Source organism: Stenotrophomonas sp. G106K1 (assembly GCF_037969685.1).
Classification (GTDB): domain Bacteria; phylum Pseudomonadota; class Gammaproteobacteria; order Xanthomonadales; family Xanthomonadaceae; genus Stenotrophomonas; species Stenotrophomonas lactitubi.
The window spans coordinates 1-17,165 of sequence record NZ_JBBPFR010000025.1 but is presented as its reverse complement, the minus strand read 5'-3'; the positions used below and the strand labels follow the sequence as shown (position 1 = coordinate 17,165).

14 protein-coding genes are annotated in these 17,165 nt (G+C 66.7%); 9 read left to right on the top strand and 5 right to left on the bottom strand.

Annotation, left to right across the window (positions count from 1 at the left end):
• Positions 1–37: 37 nt before the first annotated feature.
• Genes rluD through WKB25_RS17740 form a run of 3 tightly spaced genes read left to right on the top strand, consistent with a single transcriptional unit; the run spans position 38 to position 2,216 of the window.
• Positions 38–1,027 carry a 23S rRNA pseudouridine(1911/1915/1917) synthase RluD gene (gene rluD, locus WKB25_RS17750; protein ID WP_099820878.1) on the top strand — a complete coding sequence of 330 codons (990 nt, stop codon included), beginning with the start codon at positions 38–40 and terminating at the stop codon, positions 1,025–1,027.
• Positions 1,027–1,794: a peptidoglycan editing factor PgeF gene (gene pgeF / locus WKB25_RS17745; RefSeq protein WP_340572039.1), complete on the top strand. Its 768-nt coding sequence runs from the start codon at positions 1,027–1,029 to the stop codon at positions 1,792–1,794. Before rluD ends, pgeF begins: the two co-directional genes overlap by 1 nt.
• On the top strand, positions 1,791–2,216 hold the full coding sequence (locus tag WKB25_RS17740) for a thiol-disulfide oxidoreductase DCC family protein (protein WP_340572038.1): 426 nt from the start codon (positions 1,791–1,793) through the stop codon (positions 2,214–2,216). Before pgeF ends, WKB25_RS17740 begins: the two co-directional genes overlap by 4 nt.
• A 127-nt stretch (positions 2,217–2,343) precedes the next feature.
• Here the strand turns inward: WKB25_RS17740 and otsA are convergent, their stop codons facing one another.
• From otsA to WKB25_RS17720, 4 genes are all read right to left on the bottom strand, one after another.
• Positions 2,344–3,708, bottom strand: coding sequence for an alpha,alpha-trehalose-phosphate synthase (UDP-forming) (gene otsA / locus WKB25_RS17735; protein ID WP_340572037.1), 1,365 nt, complete (start codon positions 3,706–3,708; stop codon positions 2,344–2,346).
• Positions 3,705–5,486: a glycoside hydrolase family 15 protein gene (locus WKB25_RS17730; RefSeq protein WP_340572035.1), complete on the bottom strand. Its 1,782-nt coding sequence runs from the start codon at positions 5,484–5,486 to the stop codon at positions 3,705–3,707. Before WKB25_RS17730 ends, otsA begins: the two co-directional genes overlap by 4 nt.
• 38 nt (positions 5,487–5,524) lie before the next feature.
• Positions 5,525–6,283: a trehalose-phosphatase gene (gene otsB / locus WKB25_RS17725; protein ID WP_340572033.1), complete on the bottom strand. Its 759-nt coding sequence runs from the start codon at positions 6,281–6,283 to the stop codon at positions 5,525–5,527.
• Between the two features lie 158 nt (positions 6,284–6,441).
• On the bottom strand, positions 6,442–8,874 hold the full coding sequence (locus WKB25_RS17720; protein WP_340572031.1) for a TonB-dependent receptor: 2,433 nt from the start codon (positions 8,872–8,874) through the stop codon (positions 6,442–6,444).
• Positions 8,875–9,115: 241 nt separating this feature from the next.
• Between WKB25_RS17720 and WKB25_RS17715 the strand changes: the two genes are divergently transcribed.
• The 4 genes from WKB25_RS17715 (at position 9,116) to WKB25_RS17700 (ending at position 14,577) form a co-directional block, all read left to right on the top strand.
• Positions 9,116–9,592, top strand: a complete 477-nt coding sequence (locus WKB25_RS17715) for a DUF3574 domain-containing protein (RefSeq protein ID WP_340572029.1) — start codon at positions 9,116–9,118, stop codon at positions 9,590–9,592.
• A gap of 36 nt (positions 9,593–9,628) precedes the next feature.
• Positions 9,629–10,489 carry an SH3 domain-containing protein gene (locus WKB25_RS17710; protein WP_340572028.1) on the top strand — a complete coding sequence of 287 codons (861 nt, stop codon included), beginning with the start codon at positions 9,629–9,631 and terminating at the stop codon, positions 10,487–10,489.
• A 109-nt stretch (positions 10,490–10,598) separates the two neighbouring features.
• A complete protein-coding gene (locus tag WKB25_RS17705; protein WP_340572026.1) occupies positions 10,599–12,317 on the top strand; it encodes a thiamine pyrophosphate-dependent enzyme in 1,719 nt (572 codons plus the stop codon).
• 652 nt (positions 12,318–12,969) lie between these two features.
• Entirely contained in the window at positions 12,970–14,577 is a 1,608-nt protein-coding gene (locus WKB25_RS17700; protein ID WP_340572025.1) for a hypothetical protein, read from the top strand.
• 59 nt (positions 14,578–14,636) lie between these two features.
• Here the strand turns inward: WKB25_RS17700 and WKB25_RS17695 are convergent, their stop codons facing one another.
• Complete coding sequence (locus tag WKB25_RS17695; protein WP_340572023.1) at positions 14,637–15,347, bottom strand: glutathione S-transferase; 711 nt, start codon at positions 15,345–15,347, stop codon at positions 14,637–14,639.
• A gap of 149 nt (positions 15,348–15,496) precedes the next feature.
• On the opposite strand from WKB25_RS17695, the gene WKB25_RS17690 reads away from it, so the two are divergent.
• Positions 15,497–16,312, top strand: coding sequence for a DUF3014 domain-containing protein (locus WKB25_RS17690; protein WP_340572021.1), 816 nt, complete (start codon positions 15,497–15,499; stop codon positions 16,310–16,312).
• A gap of 180 nt (positions 16,313–16,492) precedes the next feature.
• Positions 16,493–17,165, top strand: a 673-nt coding sequence (locus tag WKB25_RS17685; protein WP_340572020.1) for a Clp protease N-terminal domain-containing protein, incomplete at its 3' end; no start/stop codon positions are given.

The window sequence follows — 17,165 nt, the reverse complement described above, 5'->3', positions numbered from 1 at the left end:
CGCCGGGACCCCAAAATTTCAAAGATACCCCCCTGCCATGTCTGAACAACCCTCCGAATCGGCCCGCCAGGCCATTGTCCCCGACACCTCCGCCGGCCGTCGTTTCGACGCCGTCGTGGCCGAGCTGTTCCCCGAATACTCCCGCTCCCGCCTGACCGAGTGGATCAAGGCTGGCGACGTCCTGCTGGATGGCGCGCAGGCGCGGCCGCGCGACGCCCTGCGCGGTGGCGAGGTGGTCACACTGCAGGTGGTGCTGGAAACCCAGACCACCGCCGAGCCGGAAGACATCCCGCTGGACGTGCTGTTCGAGGACGAGCACCTGCTGGTTATCAACAAGCCGGTCGGCCTGGTCGTGCACCCCGGTGCCGGCAACCACAGCGGTACGCTGGTCAACGCGCTGCTGTACCGCGATCCGTCGGTGGCGGTGCTGCCGCGCGCAGGCATCGTGCATCGCCTGGACAAGGACACCAGCGGCGTGATGGTCGTGGCCCGCACGCTGGAAGCGCAGACCGCGCTGGTCGAGCAGTTGGCCGCCCGTGACGTGCACCGCCAGTACCTGGCCGTGGTGATGGGGGCGCTGGTGGCCGGTGGTACGGCCGATGCGCCGATTGACCGTCACCCGCGCGACCGCCTGAAGATGGGTGTGCGCGAGGATGGCAAGGAAGCGGTGACCCATTACCGCCTGCGCGAGCGCTTCCGTGCGCATACGGCGCTGGAATGCCGTCTGGAAACCGGGCGCACCCACCAGATCCGCGTGCACATGGCGCACCTGCGTCATCCCATCGTGGGCGATCAGCTGTACGGCGGCGCGCTGAAGCTGCCCAAGGGGGCCAGCGACGAGCTGGTAGCCGCGCTGCGCGGTTTCAAGCGCCAGGCCCTGCATGCAGAGACCCTGGAGTTCGTGCACCCGATCAGCGGTGAGCCGGTGCGCAACACCGCGCCAGCGCCGGCTGACATGCTGCACCTGATGAAAGTGCTGCGCGAAGACAGCGCAGCCTTCGCCGAACGCGAGCGGAACCGCTGGTAATGACGACCGCGCTGCCACTGCTGCAGGCCGATTGGCCGACGCCCCCGGGCGTGCATGCACTGACTACGCGCCGGCGTGGCGCGGGGGTCTCGCCGGAGCCGTTCGCGCAGTTCAACCTGGGCAACCGGCATACGGCCGACGGTGACAGCCCGGCCAATGTCGAGCACAACCGGCAGTTGCTGCAGCAGGGGCTGGCGCTGCCGTCGGCGCCGCATTGGCTGCGCCAGGTGCACAGCAGCACCGTGCTGCGTTTTGCTGCGCCGCCGGTGGAAGGGGCCAGCGAACCGGTGGCCGATGCCGCGGTGACGTCGGTGCCTGGCGTGGTGCTGGCGATCCTCACCGCGGACTGCCTGCCGGTGGTGTTCGCCGCTGTCGATGGCAGCGAGGTGGGCGCCGCCCATGCCGGTTGGCGTGGCCTGGCCGACGGCATGCTGGAGACCACCGTGGCCGCCATGCAGACACCGCCGGCACAGCTGCGCGCGTGGCTGGGCCCGGCAGCGGGACCGGCCGATTACGAGATCGGCGAAGAGGTGTACCACGCCTTCGTCGGCCACGACGCGGCCGCTGCGGCGGCCTTTGTTGCAACCCGCCCCGGCCACTGGAAGGTGAACCTGTTCGCGCTGGCACGACAGCGCCTGCAGGCGGCCGGCATGGACCTGGGCAACATCCATGGCGGCACGGTCTCGACCATGGCCGATGCGGATCTGTACTCGCATCGCCGCGACCGCCGTACCGGGCGGATGGCGACGCTGGTGTGGATGGAATGAGTCCGGTTGGCGGCTCTGACCCCAGCCAGACCGCTGTGATCGTTTTTGACGGCGTCTGCGCGTTGTGCAGCCGCTGGGTGCGTTTCCTGCTGCGGTTCGACCGGCAGGAGCGCTTTCGCTTCGCGGCAATGCAGGGCGCGCAGGGCAGCGCGTTGTTGCGGGCGCACGGCCTGGACGCGCACGATCCGACCTCGTTCCTGCTGCTGGACGGGCAGGGCGCGTGGACCGATACCGATGCGATCCTGCGTGTGCTGGCGGCACTGGGTGGTGGGTGGCGCCTGGCGGCCGTGCTGCGCGTGCTGCCACGACGCTGGCGCGATGGTGCGTACCGTGTGCTGGCACGCAACCGCTATCGCTGGTTCGGGCGGCATGACGCCTGCTTCCTGCCGACGCCGGCACAGGCCGCGCGCTTCCTCGATTGATCGCCTGTTGTTGTAGAGCCGAGCCATGCTCGGCTGGCTTTTGTAGAGTCAAGCCATGCTCGATTGCTCCGCTCGACTCTACGGAAGAGCCAGCCGAGCATGGCTCGGCTCTACAGGAGCTCTTGCCTCAGCCTTCCAGCGCCTCGAGGTAGCTGCGGCGCCAGTGGTTGATGTCGTACGTGCGCAGGTGTTCCATCATCGCGTGCCAGCGCTCCTGGCGCCTGCCCAGTGACATCGTGGCGGCGGTGGCGATGGCATCGGCCACACCATCCAGATCGTGCGGATTGACCAGCAGTGCCTGCTTCAGTTCATCGGCGGCGCCGGCCAGCAGGGACAGCACCAGCACACCGGGATCTTCCGGGTCCTGCGAGGCCACGTATTCCTTGGCGACCAGATTCATGCCATCGCGCAACGGGGTGACCAGACCGACAGCGGCGGCACGGTAGAAGCCGGTCAGGGTGGCGTGGGTGAAGTTCTGGTTGACGTAGCGCAGCGGGGTCCAGTCGGGCTCGGCGTGGCCCCCATTGATGTGGCCGGCAATCTGCTCCAGCTGGCTGCGCAGTTGCCGGTACTCGGTGACATCGCCGCGCGAGACCGGGGCGATCTGCAGGTAGGTGAGCGAGCCGCGCTGGTCGGGATGGCGCTGCAGGTAGCGTTCGAAGCCGAGGAAACGCTCGGGCAGGCCCTTGGAGTAGTCCAGGCGGTCCACGCCGATGGCGAGCTGGCGGTCGCGCAGGCTGCTGCGCAGGTTCTTCACTGCCGCCTTGCTGGCGGCGGTGCCGGCCTGGCGGGCGATCAGCTCGGTGTCGATGCCGATCGGGAACGCCGCAGCGCGGAAGTGGCGTCCGCCGGGCGCTTCGAGGTTGCCGTTGTCGAGCACCCGACCGCCGCCGAACAGGCGCAGGTAGGTCTGGAAGCGATCGGCATCGCGCTGGGTCTGGAAACCGACCAGGTCGTAGGCATACAGCGCCGAGAACAGCCGCAGATGGTCGGGCATGGCCTGCAGCAGATCGGCCGAGGGCATCGGGATGTGCAGGAAGAAACCGATGCGGCAGCCGATGCCGCGCTCACGCAGCATCGCGCCGAGCGGAATCAGGTGGTAATCGTGGATCCAGACGATGTCGTCTTCGCGCAGCAACGGCGCCAGCTTGTCGGCGAACAGCGCGTTGACCCGGTGATAGGTCTCGCGGGTGCCGCGGTCGTAGTCGACCAGGTCCAGGCGGAAGTGCAGCAGGGGCCACAGTGTGCGATTGGCGAAGCCGTTGTAGTAGCCATCCACATCACGCTTGGCCAGGTCCATGGTGACGTACTGGATATCGCCGTCGCGCTGTTCGTGCAGCGCGCCACTGGCTTCGCGCACGCTCTTGCCACTCCAGCCGAACCACAGCCCGCCGCGCTCTTTCAATGCCGCCAGCAGGCCCACGGCGAGGCCGCCGGCGCGGTTTTCGCCGGGGACGGCGACGCGGTTGGAAACGATGACAAGACGGCTCACGAGGCCTCCTGCCAGGACCGCGACAAGCGCATGGCCGCGGTGATCAGGCCAACATGCGAGTAGGTCTGCGGGAAGTTGCCCCAGGCTTCACCACCGTCGAAGGCCAGGTCCTCCGACAGCAGGCCCAGATGGTTGCGTTGCTGCAGCAGGGCTTCGAACATTTCGCGCGCTTCGTCCATGCGGCCGATCGCAGCGAGCGCATCGATGTACCAGAACGTGCAGATGGTGAAGCTGGTTTCCGGCTCGCCGAAATCATCCGGTGCGATGTAGCGGTACAGCGCGTTGCCGTGCTTGAGGTCGCGGCCGATGGCCTCGACGGTGGCGACGAAGCGTGCGTCGTTGGCGTCGATGAAGCCGATGTCGGCCAGCAGCAGCAACGAGGCATCCAGGCGATGGCCATCGAAGGTATCGGTGAAGTGGCCGAGCTCCTCGCTCCAGGCTTTTTCCATGATGCGTGCGTGGATGGTGTCGGCGCGCTCGCGCCAGTACTGCGCACGGTCATCACGCTTCAGGCGCACGGCGATCTTGCACAGGCGATCGCACGCTGCCCAGCACATCGCGCTGGTGTAGGTGTGCACTTCGGTGCGGCCGCGGAACTCCCACAGGCCGGCGTCCGGCACGTCGTGCAGTGCGAAGGCTTGTTCGCCCAGCGGTTCCAGCCGAGCGAAGGTGTGGCTGTCACCCGGATCCTGCAGGCGGCGGTCGAAGAACAGCTGGGTCGATGCCAGCACCACGCTGCCGTATACATCGTGTTGGCGCTGCACCCAGGCCAGGTTGCCGCGCCGCACCGGGCCCATGCCGCGGTAGCCGGACAGGCTGGGTACTTCGTCCTCGTCCAGCTTGGCTTCGAAGCCGATGCCGTACAGCGGCTGCAGGGTGCCGTCGGTGGTGGCCAGGTTGAAGATGTAGCCGAGGAACTGCTCCATCGTGCGGGTGGCGCCCAGGCGGTTCAACGCGCGCACCACGAAGGCGGCGTCGCGCAGCCAGCAGTAGCGGTAGTCCCAGTTGCGCACGCTGCCGGGCGCCTCCGGAATCGAGGTGGTCATCGCCGCGATGATCGCGCCGCTGTCCTCGTACTGGCAAAGTTTGAGGGTGATCGCACTGCGGATCACCGCGTCCTGCCATTCCAGCGGAATGGACAGGTAACGCACCCATTCGCGCCAGTAGTCGCGGGTGCGCTGGAAGGCTTCCTGCACGTAGCCGCTGATGGAGCGGTTGAGCGATTCATCCACGCCCAGGATCAGGTGGATGGGGTGGTTGAGCACGAACGGCAGGCCATCACGCACGAAGCGCACCGGGACGTCGGTGGTCAGGCGCAGCACGTGCTCGGGCAGGATCCAGCGCACGTGGTTGCTGCCCCAGCTGGACTCGGGCACGCGCGCGCCCCAGTCGGCCAGCGGCCGTGCGCGGATCACGATGCGTGGGCTGCCGGACAGCGGACGCACCTGACGGATCAGGCTGACCGGCCGGTAGAAACGATCGTTCTGGCGCCAGCGCGGGGCGAAATCGAGGATTTCCAGCGCGCCGCCATGCGCATCGCGCAGCACGGTGCGCAGGATCGCGGTGTTGGTGAGATATTCCTGTTCGCTGTCGGCGAAGTCCTCCAGCTCGATGGCGAAGTCGCCGCCGGTCTGCTGGTTGGGGCTGAGCAGGGCACAGAAGGTCGGGTCGCCGTCGAAGGTCGGCAGGCAACTCCAGACAACGCGGGCGTGTTTGTCGACCAGGGCGCCGAAGCTGCCGTTGCCGACCACGCCCAGATCAAGATCGGGTTGGGTCATCACGCGGTACATCTCGGTTGCGGCCGTGGGGGCCGGGGTCAATACGCATTCTCACGCAGCCAGGCGTGCACGCTGCGTATGTCGGGCAGCGCGAACACCGCCGCGCTGGGTTCACGTTCGCCTATCAGCACGCTCCAGCCGTGCAGGCCGTTGGCCGCATCGAAGCCGAATTCATCGGTCAGGTCATCGCCGAGGAACACCGGCAGACGCCCACGGAACGGCAGGTACTGCATCAGCCGACGTACGGCCCGGCCCTTGTTGGTCGCCACCGGAACGAATTCAACGACATGGTCGCCTGGCTGCAGGCGGTAGCTGGCACGGCCGCGGATGTGGCGGTCGGCGAAGGCACGCACGTCGTTGACTGCATGCGGCGCACCACGCCAGTGCAGGGCCAGGCCTACGCCCTTGTTCTCGACCAGTACGCCGGGGTGGCCATGGGCGAATCGCATGGCTTGTTGATGAAGGGCGTGCAGCCAGTCGGCGGTGTCTTCGACATGCTCATCGCGTACCACATGCCCATCCTGCGCACGCAGTTCGTGGCCATGCAGGCCCGCGGCGGGAAGCTTGAGCGGCGCGAACAACTGGTCCAGCTGTTCAAGCGGGCGACCACTGACCAGTGCCACAGCACCTTCCAGTCGATCACTGATGCGGCCGATGGCTTCACGCACATCGGGGAGAAGCTGCACGGCGTCGGGGCGTGCAGCGAATTCGATCAGGGTGCCATCCACATCGAGGAACAACGCGCAGGCGTCGTCCAGCAATGGAGGTGGCGGACGCAGGGGGAGCGGTTCAGCCATGGCGACCATCATGCCAGCGCCAGCGTGTACGTGGGGTCGAGGTCAGGCTACGGCGGTGGGTCGTGCTGGCAGTGCGGACCAACGGTCCGCACCCACCCGCAGCGATCAATGGCGTCTCGGTGGGTGCCGACCGTTGGTCGGCACGCCCTTCGCAGCAATCAGAACGTGTAACGCACGCGCCCGTAGTAGTAAGCACCGTTGCTGCCGATCGGCGACAGCACGTCGTAGGGCAGGTTGCCGAAGTAGTGGATGTCTTCGTTGGAGCGATCCGGGTAGTTGTCGGTCAGGTTCTGCCCACCGATGGCCACGCTCCACTGCGGCGTGATGCGGTATTCAACTTCCGCATCCAGCTGCCACTCGGCCTGGTAGGTCTGGCGCGGAATGTAGCCATCACCAAAGTTGAATACGCGGGTGGCGCTGCCGTAGCGGTTCACCCGGCTGCTCAGCGACCAGCGGTCGTTGCTCCAGCTGGCCGCGAAACTGCCACGGGTGCGCGGCGTGGCATCAGTCAGCGTATTGGTCTCTTCGATGCCGAACAGTACGTAGTCCGGGTCGAGTGCCTGCAACTGCGCGGGCGTGGCCAATACGTTCTTCAATGTGGTCTTGGTGTAGGCGTAGGTGCCGGTCAGCAGCAGCTGGCCATCGCCCAGCGACTGCCGCCAGTTGCTCACCAGTTCGGCGCCGCGGGTGCGCGTGTCGGCGGCGTTGACGAAGAAGCTGGCGCTCTGCAGGCCGCTGACGCCGTAGTTGGCGGCCACGTAGTCGGTCAGCGCATCGCCGGTGATGCTTTCGGACAGTGCGATGCGGTCGTCGATGTCGATCTGGAAGAAGTCCAGCGACAGGTCGAAGTGCTCGCCGATGCGGCTGGTGAAGCCGAGCGAGGTGTTCAGCGACTTCTCCGGCTTCAGGTCCTGCGCACCCAGGCCACGGGCGATGGGATTGTTGACCGAGAGCAGGCGGCCCTGCACCAGCTGGCCACCGGCGTTGTAACCGGTGGAGGTGGATTCGTAGCCGATCTGCGCCAACGACGGCGCGCGGAAATTGTTGGAGATCGCGCCGCGCAGGGCGAATGCGGGGGTGAATTCGTAGCGCAGGCCAAGCTTGCCGGTCAGCTCGCCGCCGAAATCATCGCTGTGCTCATAGCGCGCCGCCAGATCAGTGGAGAATTTGTCGCCGAACTGGCTGGAAAGGCTGGCGTAGGCGCTGGCCACATCACGCGACAGGGTGGCCGCGTCCTGCGGGGTCAGGCCACCGCCGGCCTGCGAGCCGGTTGGACGATCGGTGTACGGGCCGGCAGCGTAGCTGGCCGGGTCGCCTGGACGGGTCTGGTAGCGCTCATGGCGGGCTTCGGCGCCCAGGCCCAGGGTGTGGCTGATGCTGTCGGACTGGGAGAACACGCGGCTCAGATCGAAGTTGCCTACGGTCTGTGCGTATTCGTAGTCGGCGGTCTTGAAGCGGGTCGGGCTGGTCGGGCCCAGCGAGGCGTTCAGCGAATCACGCAGGCGGTAGGTGAAGTCGTTCTGGCCGTAATCCAGGCTGCCGTCGTAAGCCCACTGGCCCCACTGCCCGCGCACGCCGGCCACCGCCTGCACGTCGCGGTTCTCGCCTTCGGAGATCGGGCGGTAGCCATTGGGGTAGACCTGCTTCCAGTTGGCATCGCCGTCGGGGTAGCGGAAGTAGTTGGCGCCTTCGGTGTCACGCTGGTTGAAGGTGCCGAATGCATAGAACGTCGCGGTCTTGCCCACCGGAATCTCGGTGTTCAGCCACAGGTTGATGTCCTTGCTGGCGCCATCACCGAGCACGTAGTTGCGCTTGCCCTGCAGGGCGAGATTGGCCTCGGTCTGGTCCCACGGCGGAATCTGGTCGAAGCCGGCGCGGTTGGTGCCGTTGCGCTTCTTGTATTCCAGGCCCACGCGCAGGAAGCCGCCGTCCTCGCCGAGCGAGGTGCCGACTTTGGCGCTGATGTTGCCGGTCTGGCCATCGGTGAGGGTGCGGCCGATCGGCTTGAGATCGGTGTGGTTGGCGCCGTAGCTGGCTTCGATCTCGCCACCGTCGCCGCCGTTGTCGAGGATCACGTTGATCACACCGGCCACCGCATCCGAGCCGTACAGCGCACCGGCGCCATCGCGCAGCACTTCGATGCGCTTGATGGCGCTGACCGGAATCGCGTTGAAGTCGACCGGGGTGGTGCCCTTGCCGATCTTGCTGTCGGTGTTGACCAGCGCGGTGTGGTGGCGGCGCTTGCCGTTGATCAGCACCAGCACCTGGTCCGGCGACAGCCCGCGCAGCTGCGCGGCGCGCACGTGGTCGGCACCGCCGGAGTTGGACTGGCGCGGGAAGTTGAACGAGGGCAGCAGGGCCTGCAGGGCGCTGCCGAGCTCGCCATTGACCACGCCGGCCTTGCGGATGTCCTCGGCGGTCAGCACGTCCACCGGCGAAGTGGACTCAAGCACGGTGCGGTCGGCGGCGCGGGTACCGGTGACGATCACCGTGTCCAGGTTGGTGGCGGCGTCCTGGGCCGAAGCCAGGGCGGGGGACAGGGCGAGCGCGATGGCGAGGCCGAGCGGCGACGCGGACAGGCGGGGGGACATGCGGACTCCAGCAGCAACGACGTGGGGAAGGGGCGGGGGAGATAGTTTCACTTACATCCATCCGGATGAAGCGATATATTATCTTGGCGTGAGGAGGTGGTGCGATGCAAGCCCCTTCTCCCATCGCATCACTTCATGCCCTGCCGGCATGAGGGCATTGGTTGCAGCCGCAACCGAGGCGCAGGTGTACCCTCCGTGCCCCTTCGTCGTGCTTTTTCCCCTTCCCGGAGTGCTGTTCCCGATGAAACACCTTGGCCTTGTCTTCGCCGTGCTGCTGGCCACCAGTGGCTGCGCCAGCCTGTCTTCCAAGGCGCCCAGCGCCTATGCCACCACCGCCGACCTGCAGGGCGACGCCGCGCGGCCGTCCAGCGGTCACGGTTGGGTGCGCAGCGAGCTGTACTTCGGCGTGGGCGAAGAGCAGGGCGCCGGTGACCGCCCGCAGGCCGACACCATCAGCGACGCGCAGTGGCGCGCGTTCCTGGACAAGGAAGTGACGCCGCGCTTCCCGGATGGCCTGACCGTGTTCGATGCCTACGGCCAGTGGCTGTTCCGTGGCGATGCCTCCCCGAACCGCCTGCGCACCAATGTGCTGGTGGTGCTGCACGAGGACAGCCCGCAGCGTCGTGCCGACATCGAAGCGATCCGGCTGGCGTGGAAGCAGCAGACCAAGCACCAGTCGGTGCTGTGGTCGCGGCAGCCGGTTGACGTATCGTTCTGACCCAGAGGCTCCACGGTGGCGCTGCAGGGAATGACGATGAAACCCAGGGATGTGCTGTTGGGCGTGATGCTGGCCGGCGTGTTGGTGCCCGTGGCGCAGGCGCAGGATGAGGGCCAGGGCCCGCTGCGGTTTTCGCCGGCAGCGGGTGTGCAGGTGACGGCCGAGGTGCAGGAGGACGGCATGCTTGCCGTGCTGCTGCAGCCTGCCGGGAAGCACCAGCACCTGCCTGGCGCGCCGGACGCCGATGGCAATTCGCGCCTGAGCGCGGAGGACCTCGATTTCGATGGACACCCTGAACTGGTTGCGCGTGCCGCGGTGGGCATGGTCAATGAGGCTGTTGCGGTCTATCGCTTCGACGTGGGTAGTGGTGAATTCCGCGCACTGAAGGCGGTGACCCATGGACACGACCAGTGCGGCGAACTGATGGGCCTCACCGCCGACGCAGCTGCGCGCACATTGACCGCCAGCTGCCGCAGCGGGCCGATGTGGTACACCGACGTGTATCGCTTCAACGGCCCGCAGCTTTATCTGTATCGCGGTGAGAATGTGCTGATGCTGGGCGATACGCTCAACCAGGCGCTGCGCTGGGAAGAGACCGGAAACCAAGGCCCGCTGGCGGTGTGGCGCACCTATGATCCTGCCGGCAAGGTGCTGGAAAGCGCCATTGGTGACGGATTGGGCGCACCCGCCAGCGGCACACCGCTGCGGGGCCAGGACGCCACCGTGGTGCCAGCGCGCCTGTTCCTGTTCGACCGGCCCGGCGCATCAAGCACCAAGCGCTATCTGGTACAGGGCGATCAGGTGGAGATGCTGGATGAGCAGGACGGCTGGGTGAAGCTGCGTTACCGCACTCCGAAACAGGGCGCGATCGAGGGCTGGATCAACGTCAACGATTGACGGCAGCGTTGCCCGGAGTTTGCACAACAAGGCGATCGGCCTCTTGCCCACGGCAGCATCACTTCACCGGGTCTAGCCTCGGGTTTCCCCCGAACCAGGCTGCAGCACCATGAGCAAGCGCGTTGCCGAGATCGTCGTCGATACATTGCAGCAGGCGGGCGTTCGCCGTTGTTATGGCATCGTCGGCGACACCCTGAACCATGTCACCGACGCACTGCACCGCAGTGAGATCGCGTGGGTACATGTGCGCCACGAAGAGGTCGCAGCCTTCGCGGCCGGTGCCGATTCATTGATCAGCGGCCAGCTGACCGCCTGCGCGGGCTCGTGCGGGCCTGGTGGCCTGCACTTCATCAACGGCATCTTCGAGAGCAACCGCAACCGTGCACCGATGGTGCTGATCGCCAGCCAGGTGGTCACCAGCGAACTCGGCATGGAATTCCCACAGGAAGTGGATTTCAAGGCGGTGTATGGCAGCTGCACGGTGTTCTGCGAGCAGGTGCACAGCCCGGCGCAGGCACGCCGCGTGGTGGCGCTGGCCTGCCAGGCGGCGATCAGCCGGCGCGGCGTGGCGGTGGTGATCCTGCCGGCCGACATCAGCGAAGCGGAAGTGAGGCACGATGTACCGTTCTCGGTGCATTACACCCAGCCGGTGCTGCGCCCGTCCGATAGCGAACTGAAGCAGATTGCCGAACTGCTGGGGCAGGGCAAGCGTATCGGCATCTATGCCGGCGCTGGTTGCCAGGGGGCGCATGCGCAGTTGCTGGAACTGGCGCGGCGCCTGCAGGCACCGGTGGCGCACACCTCGCGTGCGAAGGACTTCGTCGAACCGGACAACCCGTACAACATGGGCATGACCGGTGTTTTCGGCATCGAATCCGGATTCCATACGTTGATGGAGTGCGACACGCTGCTGCTGCTCGGCGCGGATTTCGCCTGGGGCCAGTTCTATCCGGACAAGGCCACGATCATCCAGGTCGACCGCGACGGCAGCCACCTCGGCCGCCGCCATCCGGTGAACTTGGGCGTGGTCGGTGATATCGCACCGACGCTGGATGCGCTGCTGCCGATGCTGCCCCCGCGCGAAGACAGCAGCTTCCTGGATGAATGCGTCGGGCACCGCGACAAGGCGCTGAAGAAGCGCGAGCAGGAGGAGCAGCCGGGTGAAGGCGAGCTGATCCATCCGCAGTACCTGACTGCGCTGTTGTCGAAGTACGCCACCGACGATGCGCTGTTCACCGCGGACGGTGGCTCGCCGATGGTGTGGGTGCTGCGGCACATCCGGGTGAACGGCAGGCGCCGCACGTTGACCAGCCTGCTGCACGGCACGATGGCGAACGCGATGCCGCAGGCGCTGGGTCTGCAGAAGGCATTTCCGGGGCGGCAGGTGATTTCGTTGTCCGGCGACGGTGGGCTGGCGATGCTGCTGGGTGATCTGCTGACCGCGGTACAGGAGAATCTTCCGATCAAGGTGGTGGTGTTCAACAACGGCTCGCTGAATTTCGTCGAGCTGGAGCAGAAGGTGGAGGGCCTGCTGGACAACTACACCGACCTGGAGAATCCGGACTTCGGGCGATTGGCCGAGGTGATCGGCTTCCATGGCCGCACGGTGACCCGCAGCGAGGATCTGGAAGAAGCGGTGCAGGATTTCCTGGCCCAGCGTGGGCCGGCGCTGCTGGACGTGCACACTAGTCGCGCGGAGCTGGTGATGCCGCCGCAGATCGAGGCCAAGCAGGTGGCGGGTACGGCGCTGTACGCGGCCAAGGCGGTGCTGAGCGGTCGCATTGACGACGTCAAGCATCTGCTGGTGGACAACTTCCTGAAGAAGTAAGAGGTTGGGTTTGATGCAGGGCTGCGCCCTGCACCTGCAGAGGCCAAGGCAACAGCCGAAGCAACAGCAACAGCGGGCATTCCGTGGGATGGCGGGGTGGGTCCGGCTGCGGGGGACGCCGTAAACCCGTCCTTGAAGTGACCCCCGCAAACGGACCCACCTCGCCTTCGACAGATTTCCGCGATCTGTCGGAATGGCATGGCCTGCGCTTGGTGGGTGTCGACTGCGCTTGGTGGGTGTCGACCTTGGTCGACACGGTAGATCCACGCCATGCGTGGATGGATTTCTGGGCATATCGACGGATGTGATCTCTGTAGAGCCGGGCCATGCCCGGCTCGCGAGCGCAGCGACCGGCTTCTGCTTTTGATCTTTGATTCTCTTCCGTGGCTGGCGCCCGCAGGAAACTGTCAGGGGCCGGGCGGCCAGGTTGCGCAGGGGCGTGAGCCGCATGGATGCGGCGACCGAGCTTACAGGGACGTACTTGCAGCGTCCCCTGCGCAGCCTGCCCGCCCGGCCCAGCCCCAGAGCCCGCTTTCGGCGACCAACCACGAGGGGCTCCGCCGTTGGCTGGAACCCATCATTCCACGCGGGAATTGGCGCGCCGGCCCCGCTGGGCCTACCATCGGCGGTCCCCACCCCCACCGCCCCTTCCATGTCCGCTCCCGCTTCCACCGCGCCGCGCCGCTGGTTCGTCGCTGGCGACTTCAATGGCTTCTTCGGCCTGGTCGTCGACAATCTCTCCATCCTCGGCTTCATCGCCATGGCCCTGGTCGGGATGTTCCAGTTCCCCGCCGACGTGGTCTTCGGCCGCATGTTCCCCGGCACCGCCCTGGGCGTGCTGGTCGGCAACCTGCTGTACACCCTGATGGCACGGCGCCTGGCCGCACGTACCGGGCGCGACGATGTCACCGCCATGCCGCTGGGCCTGGATGCGCCGACCAGCATCGGCATGGCACTGCTGGTACTGGGCCCGGCCTTCCTGGCCTTCAAGCAGCAGGGCCTGGACCCGCATGCCGCCGCCATCGCCACTTGGCAGTTGGGCATGGCCTCGCTGGTCATCATGGGCGTGCTCAAGCTGATCCTGTCCTTCTTCGGCGAAGCAGTGACCCGCGCGCTGCCGCGTGCCGCGCTGCTGGGCTCGATCGCGGGCATCGCACTGGTGCTGATGGGCCTGTTGCCGTTGCTGGAAACCCTGCGCTCGCCGCTGGTGGGCTTCACCACGCTGGGCCTGCTGCTGTACGTGCTGATCGCCAAGGGCAAGCTGCCGCTGCGCGGCCCCGGTGTGCTGCTGGCGTTCGTGTTCGGCACCGTCCTGTATTACGGGCTTGGCCTGGCCGGACTGGGTGTACCCGGCTTCCAGATTCCGGCCTGGGTGCCGCCGCAGGTGGTGCTGCCGCTGCCGACGCTGGGCTTCATCGAGGGCCTGCCGACCGCGATGACCTACCTGCCGCTGCTGCTGCCGTTCGGCCTGCTGATGGTGGTGGGTGGCATCAACGTATCCGAGAGCGCGCGCGCGGCCGGCGACGACTACCGCACCCGCGACATCCTGCTGGTGGAAGCGGTGGCCACGCTGGTCGCTGGCGTCTGCGGCGGCGTTGCACAGACCACGCCGTACATCGGTCAGCCGGCCTACAAGCACATGGGCGCGCGCAGCGGCTACACGCTGCTGACCGGCCTGTTCGTCGGCATCGGCGGCATGCTCGGCATCATCTCCGGGCTGGTGCAGTGGCTGCCGCTGGCGGTGCTGGCGCCGATCATTGTGTACGTGTCGATCGACATCACCACCCAGGCGTTCCAGGCGACGCCGCGCCAGCATGCCGGCGCGATGGTGCTGGGTTTCCTGCCGTCGGCAGCCTACCTGCTGGCGATCAAGGCGCCGGGCTGGATTCCAGCCGAGCAGATGGGCGCACTGCTGACCCATGTCGATGGCCATGGACTGCCGGAGCTGGCGGTGATCTTCGCGCTGGGCAACGGCTTCATCATCACCTCGATGCTGTGGATTGCCACCGTCGCGGCGATGGTCGATGGGCGCCTGCGCCGCGCCTGCGGCTTCCTGCTGGTAGCGGCGGTGCTCACCCTGTTCGGCCTGATCCATTCGGTGGATCCACGCGGCGGCATCTACCTGCCGTGGGATCTGCAGGGTCTGGCCCGTGTCATCAGCTGGCAGTTCGCCGGCGCGTATGTGGCGTTGGCCATCCTGCTGGGACTGCTGTCGCTGCAGAAGCAGGCGGTGAAGCCGCTGGGTGGGAACGCCCATTGACCGGTAGCGCCGGGCCATGCCCGGCGTTGGGTTGCGTTGCCGCCGGGCATGGCCCGGCGCTACTTCTCGTCATCCAGTTCCGGGTAATGCCGGAAGATGCCGTTGGTGTTGAAGGCAAGCCGCCGCTCCGAAGCGAGATAGGCGGCGATGCCGGGCCGTTGTTCCACTCGATCCTTCAACGCGCGCAGCAGCGGCAGCGCGGGCCACAACGCCTGCATGCGACGCGGAAACATGTAGTCCAGCCCGCTCAGCAGCTGGAACAGTGACAGATCCACGTAAGAGTGTTCGCGCAGCGGGTGGCGACCGCCGTTGGCCTTCAGCACCTGCTCGAAGTAGCCGAGGAACTTCGGCAGGCGCTCACCGCGCATGGCTGCCGCGCGCGCCCGTGCCTCGGTCTTCTGGTCTTCGTAGTACTTCGACGCAGCGATAGGATGATGGGTGTCGTGCACCTCGGCCACCAGATCGGCGATGGTCAGCTGCCACTGCAGCGCCTGCATGCGCCGTGAGGCGGCCTGTGGAACCAGATCGAGTGTCGGGCCGAGGAAATCGAGAATGGCAGCGACCTGTGCGATGACCTGTCGCCCGGCCTTCAGGAACGGTGGCGCGAAAGGTTGCGCACCTTCGCTGTGGCCGTCCAGGAACGGCTGCATCACCGCGTCGCCGTGCACCCGCGCCATGTCCACATAGTCGGCGCCGGCATCTTCCAGCGCCAGCCGCACGAATTCGCCACGGCCCTGGATGCCGGTCCAGTAGTACAGCGCGTACTGCATGAAGGCTTCTCCGCAAGACAAGAGCAGCAGGGTCGCGCGAATCGCGCAAAGCAGGCGTGAACCACAACGCCAGCGGAATGGATGGGGAACCCTGCCGAATGAGGGGAGTCACACCTTGTCCATGCAGGTGAAAAGCGAGGTGCTGCATCATGCAGAGTGGAAAAGCGGTCTGGCCCTGGGTTCTGGGCGTGGTGGTGGTGGGCGGCGCGGGCACGTGGTTGTTCCGCGACCAGTTGCAGGGCCTGGCAGATGGCGTATCGGTGCCGGTGCAATCCACTCCGACCCCGGCAGGCGCTGCACCGAAGCCTGTCGCCGTCGAAGAACCCACACCATCGCCGGTCAGGCATCCGCTGGATTCCGAGGCCGCCGCTGACCCGGCGCTGCCGAAGCTTGCTGACAGCGATGCCGCTGCCTGGAGCGCATTGAGCCAGCTGTTCAAGGGCGAGGGCGCGTTGACCGTGCTGCTGCGTGATCACCTGATCCAGCGGCTGGTTACCCAGGTCGACAACCTGGACAAGGCCAGTGTGCCGCCCACCGCGCTGGCCGCTCGGCCGCTGCCGGGCAGCCTGCAGGTGGAGCCAGGCGAGGGCGGCGAACGCATCGCTGCGGCCAATGCAGCGCGCTATGCGCCCTATGTGCAGGCCTTCACTGCGCTCGACCCGGCGTCGGCGGCCTTGGCGTACAAGCGCTTCTATCCGTTGATCCAGCAGGCCTACGTCGATCTGGGGAAGCCCGATGGCTACTTCAATGATCGCCTGGTGTCAGTCATCGATCATCTGCTGGACACCCCTGAGCTGGCTCAAACGCCGCTGGTGGAGCGCGATGAGCGCGGACGCTACCGCTTCGTCGATTCCAGCCTCCAGTCGCGTTCGATCGGCCAGAAGGCCTTGCTGCGCATGGACGCGGCGCAGGCGCGGGCGGTCAAGCAGCAGCTGCGGGCGATCCGGGGCGCGATCACCCGTTGAGAGCCCCCATCGTGTGGATGTGATCCGGATCAACGCGCCGACAACACCCTGTCCGGCATGCTGGCCGCAGGCTGACTGGCCTGCGAATGCAGTCGCAGCCACCCTTGAAACGGGGTGGGGCAACCGCATCTTTCCAGCATCGCCGGCGCGGCCGGCCAAGATGACCGATGAGGTTTCACAATGCGCATGGACAAGCTCACCTCGCGTTTCCAGCAGGCGCTGGCAGACGCGCAGTCGCTGGCGGTAGGCCGCGACAACAGCATCATCGAACCGGTGCATGTCTTCAGTGCCCTGCTGGACCAGCAGGGCGGCAGCACTCGGCCGTTGCTGGCCCAGGCCGGCGTCAACGTGCCGGTGCTTCGCGAGCGCCTGGACGAGGCGCTTGAAGCGCTGCCGAAGGTGTCCGGCCAGGCCGGCAACCTGTCGATCGGCAACGACCTCAACCGCCTGCTCAACCACACCGACAAGCTGGCCCAGCAGAACGGTGATGCCTTCATCGCCAGCGAGTGGTTCGTGCTGGCCGCGCTGGAAGACGGCGGCACGCTGGGCATGGCGATGCGCGCTGCCGGTGCCGACAAGGCGCGCCTGCAGGCCGCCATCGACAAGCTGCGTGGCGGCGAGAACGTGCAGTCGGAGAACGCCGAAGAGCAGCGGCAGGCGCTGGAGAAGTACACCATCGACCTGACCGCGCGTGCCGAGAGTGGCAAGCTCGACCCGGTGATCGGCCGTGACGAGGAGATCCGCCGCACCATCCAGGTGCTGCAGCGTCGTACCAAGAACAACCCGGTGCTGATCGGCGAACCCGGCGTGGGCAAGACCGCGATCGTCGAAGGCCTGGCCCAGCGCATCATCA

Excerpts from the sequence above, each read along its gene's own strand:
- rluD (WP_099820878.1), top strand. The coding sequence starts at position 38 with ATGTCTGAACAACCCTCCGAATCGGCCCGCCAGGCCATTGTCCCCGAC.
- pgeF (WP_340572039.1), top strand. The coding sequence starts at position 1,027 with ATGACGACCGCGCTGCCACTGCTGCAGGCCGATTGGCCGACGCCCCCG.
- WKB25_RS17740 (WP_340572038.1), top strand. The coding sequence starts at position 1,791 with ATGAGTCCGGTTGGCGGCTCTGACCCCAGCCAGACCGCTGTGATCGTT.
- WKB25_RS17730 (WP_340572035.1), bottom strand. The coding sequence starts at position 5,486 with ATGACCCAACCCGATCTTGATCTGGGCGTGGTCGGCAACGGCAGCTTC.
- otsB (WP_340572033.1), bottom strand. The coding sequence starts at position 6,283 with ATGGCTGAACCGCTCCCCCTGCGTCCGCCACCTCCATTGCTGGACGAC.
- WKB25_RS17720 (WP_340572031.1), bottom strand. The coding sequence starts at position 8,874 with ATGTCCCCCCGCCTGTCCGCGTCGCCGCTCGGCCTCGCCATCGCGCTC.
- WKB25_RS17715 (WP_340572029.1), top strand. The coding sequence starts at position 9,116 with ATGAAACACCTTGGCCTTGTCTTCGCCGTGCTGCTGGCCACCAGTGGC.
- WKB25_RS17710 (WP_340572028.1), top strand. The coding sequence starts at position 9,629 with ATGAAACCCAGGGATGTGCTGTTGGGCGTGATGCTGGCCGGCGTGTTG.
- WKB25_RS17705 (WP_340572026.1), top strand. The coding sequence starts at position 10,599 with ATGAGCAAGCGCGTTGCCGAGATCGTCGTCGATACATTGCAGCAGGCG.
- WKB25_RS17700 (WP_340572025.1), top strand. The coding sequence starts at position 12,970 with ATGTCCGCTCCCGCTTCCACCGCGCCGCGCCGCTGGTTCGTCGCTGGC.
- WKB25_RS17695 (WP_340572023.1), bottom strand. The coding sequence starts at position 15,347 with ATGCAGTACGCGCTGTACTACTGGACCGGCATCCAGGGCCGTGGCGAA.
- WKB25_RS17690 (WP_340572021.1), top strand. The coding sequence starts at position 15,497 with ATGCAGAGTGGAAAAGCGGTCTGGCCCTGGGTTCTGGGCGTGGTGGTG.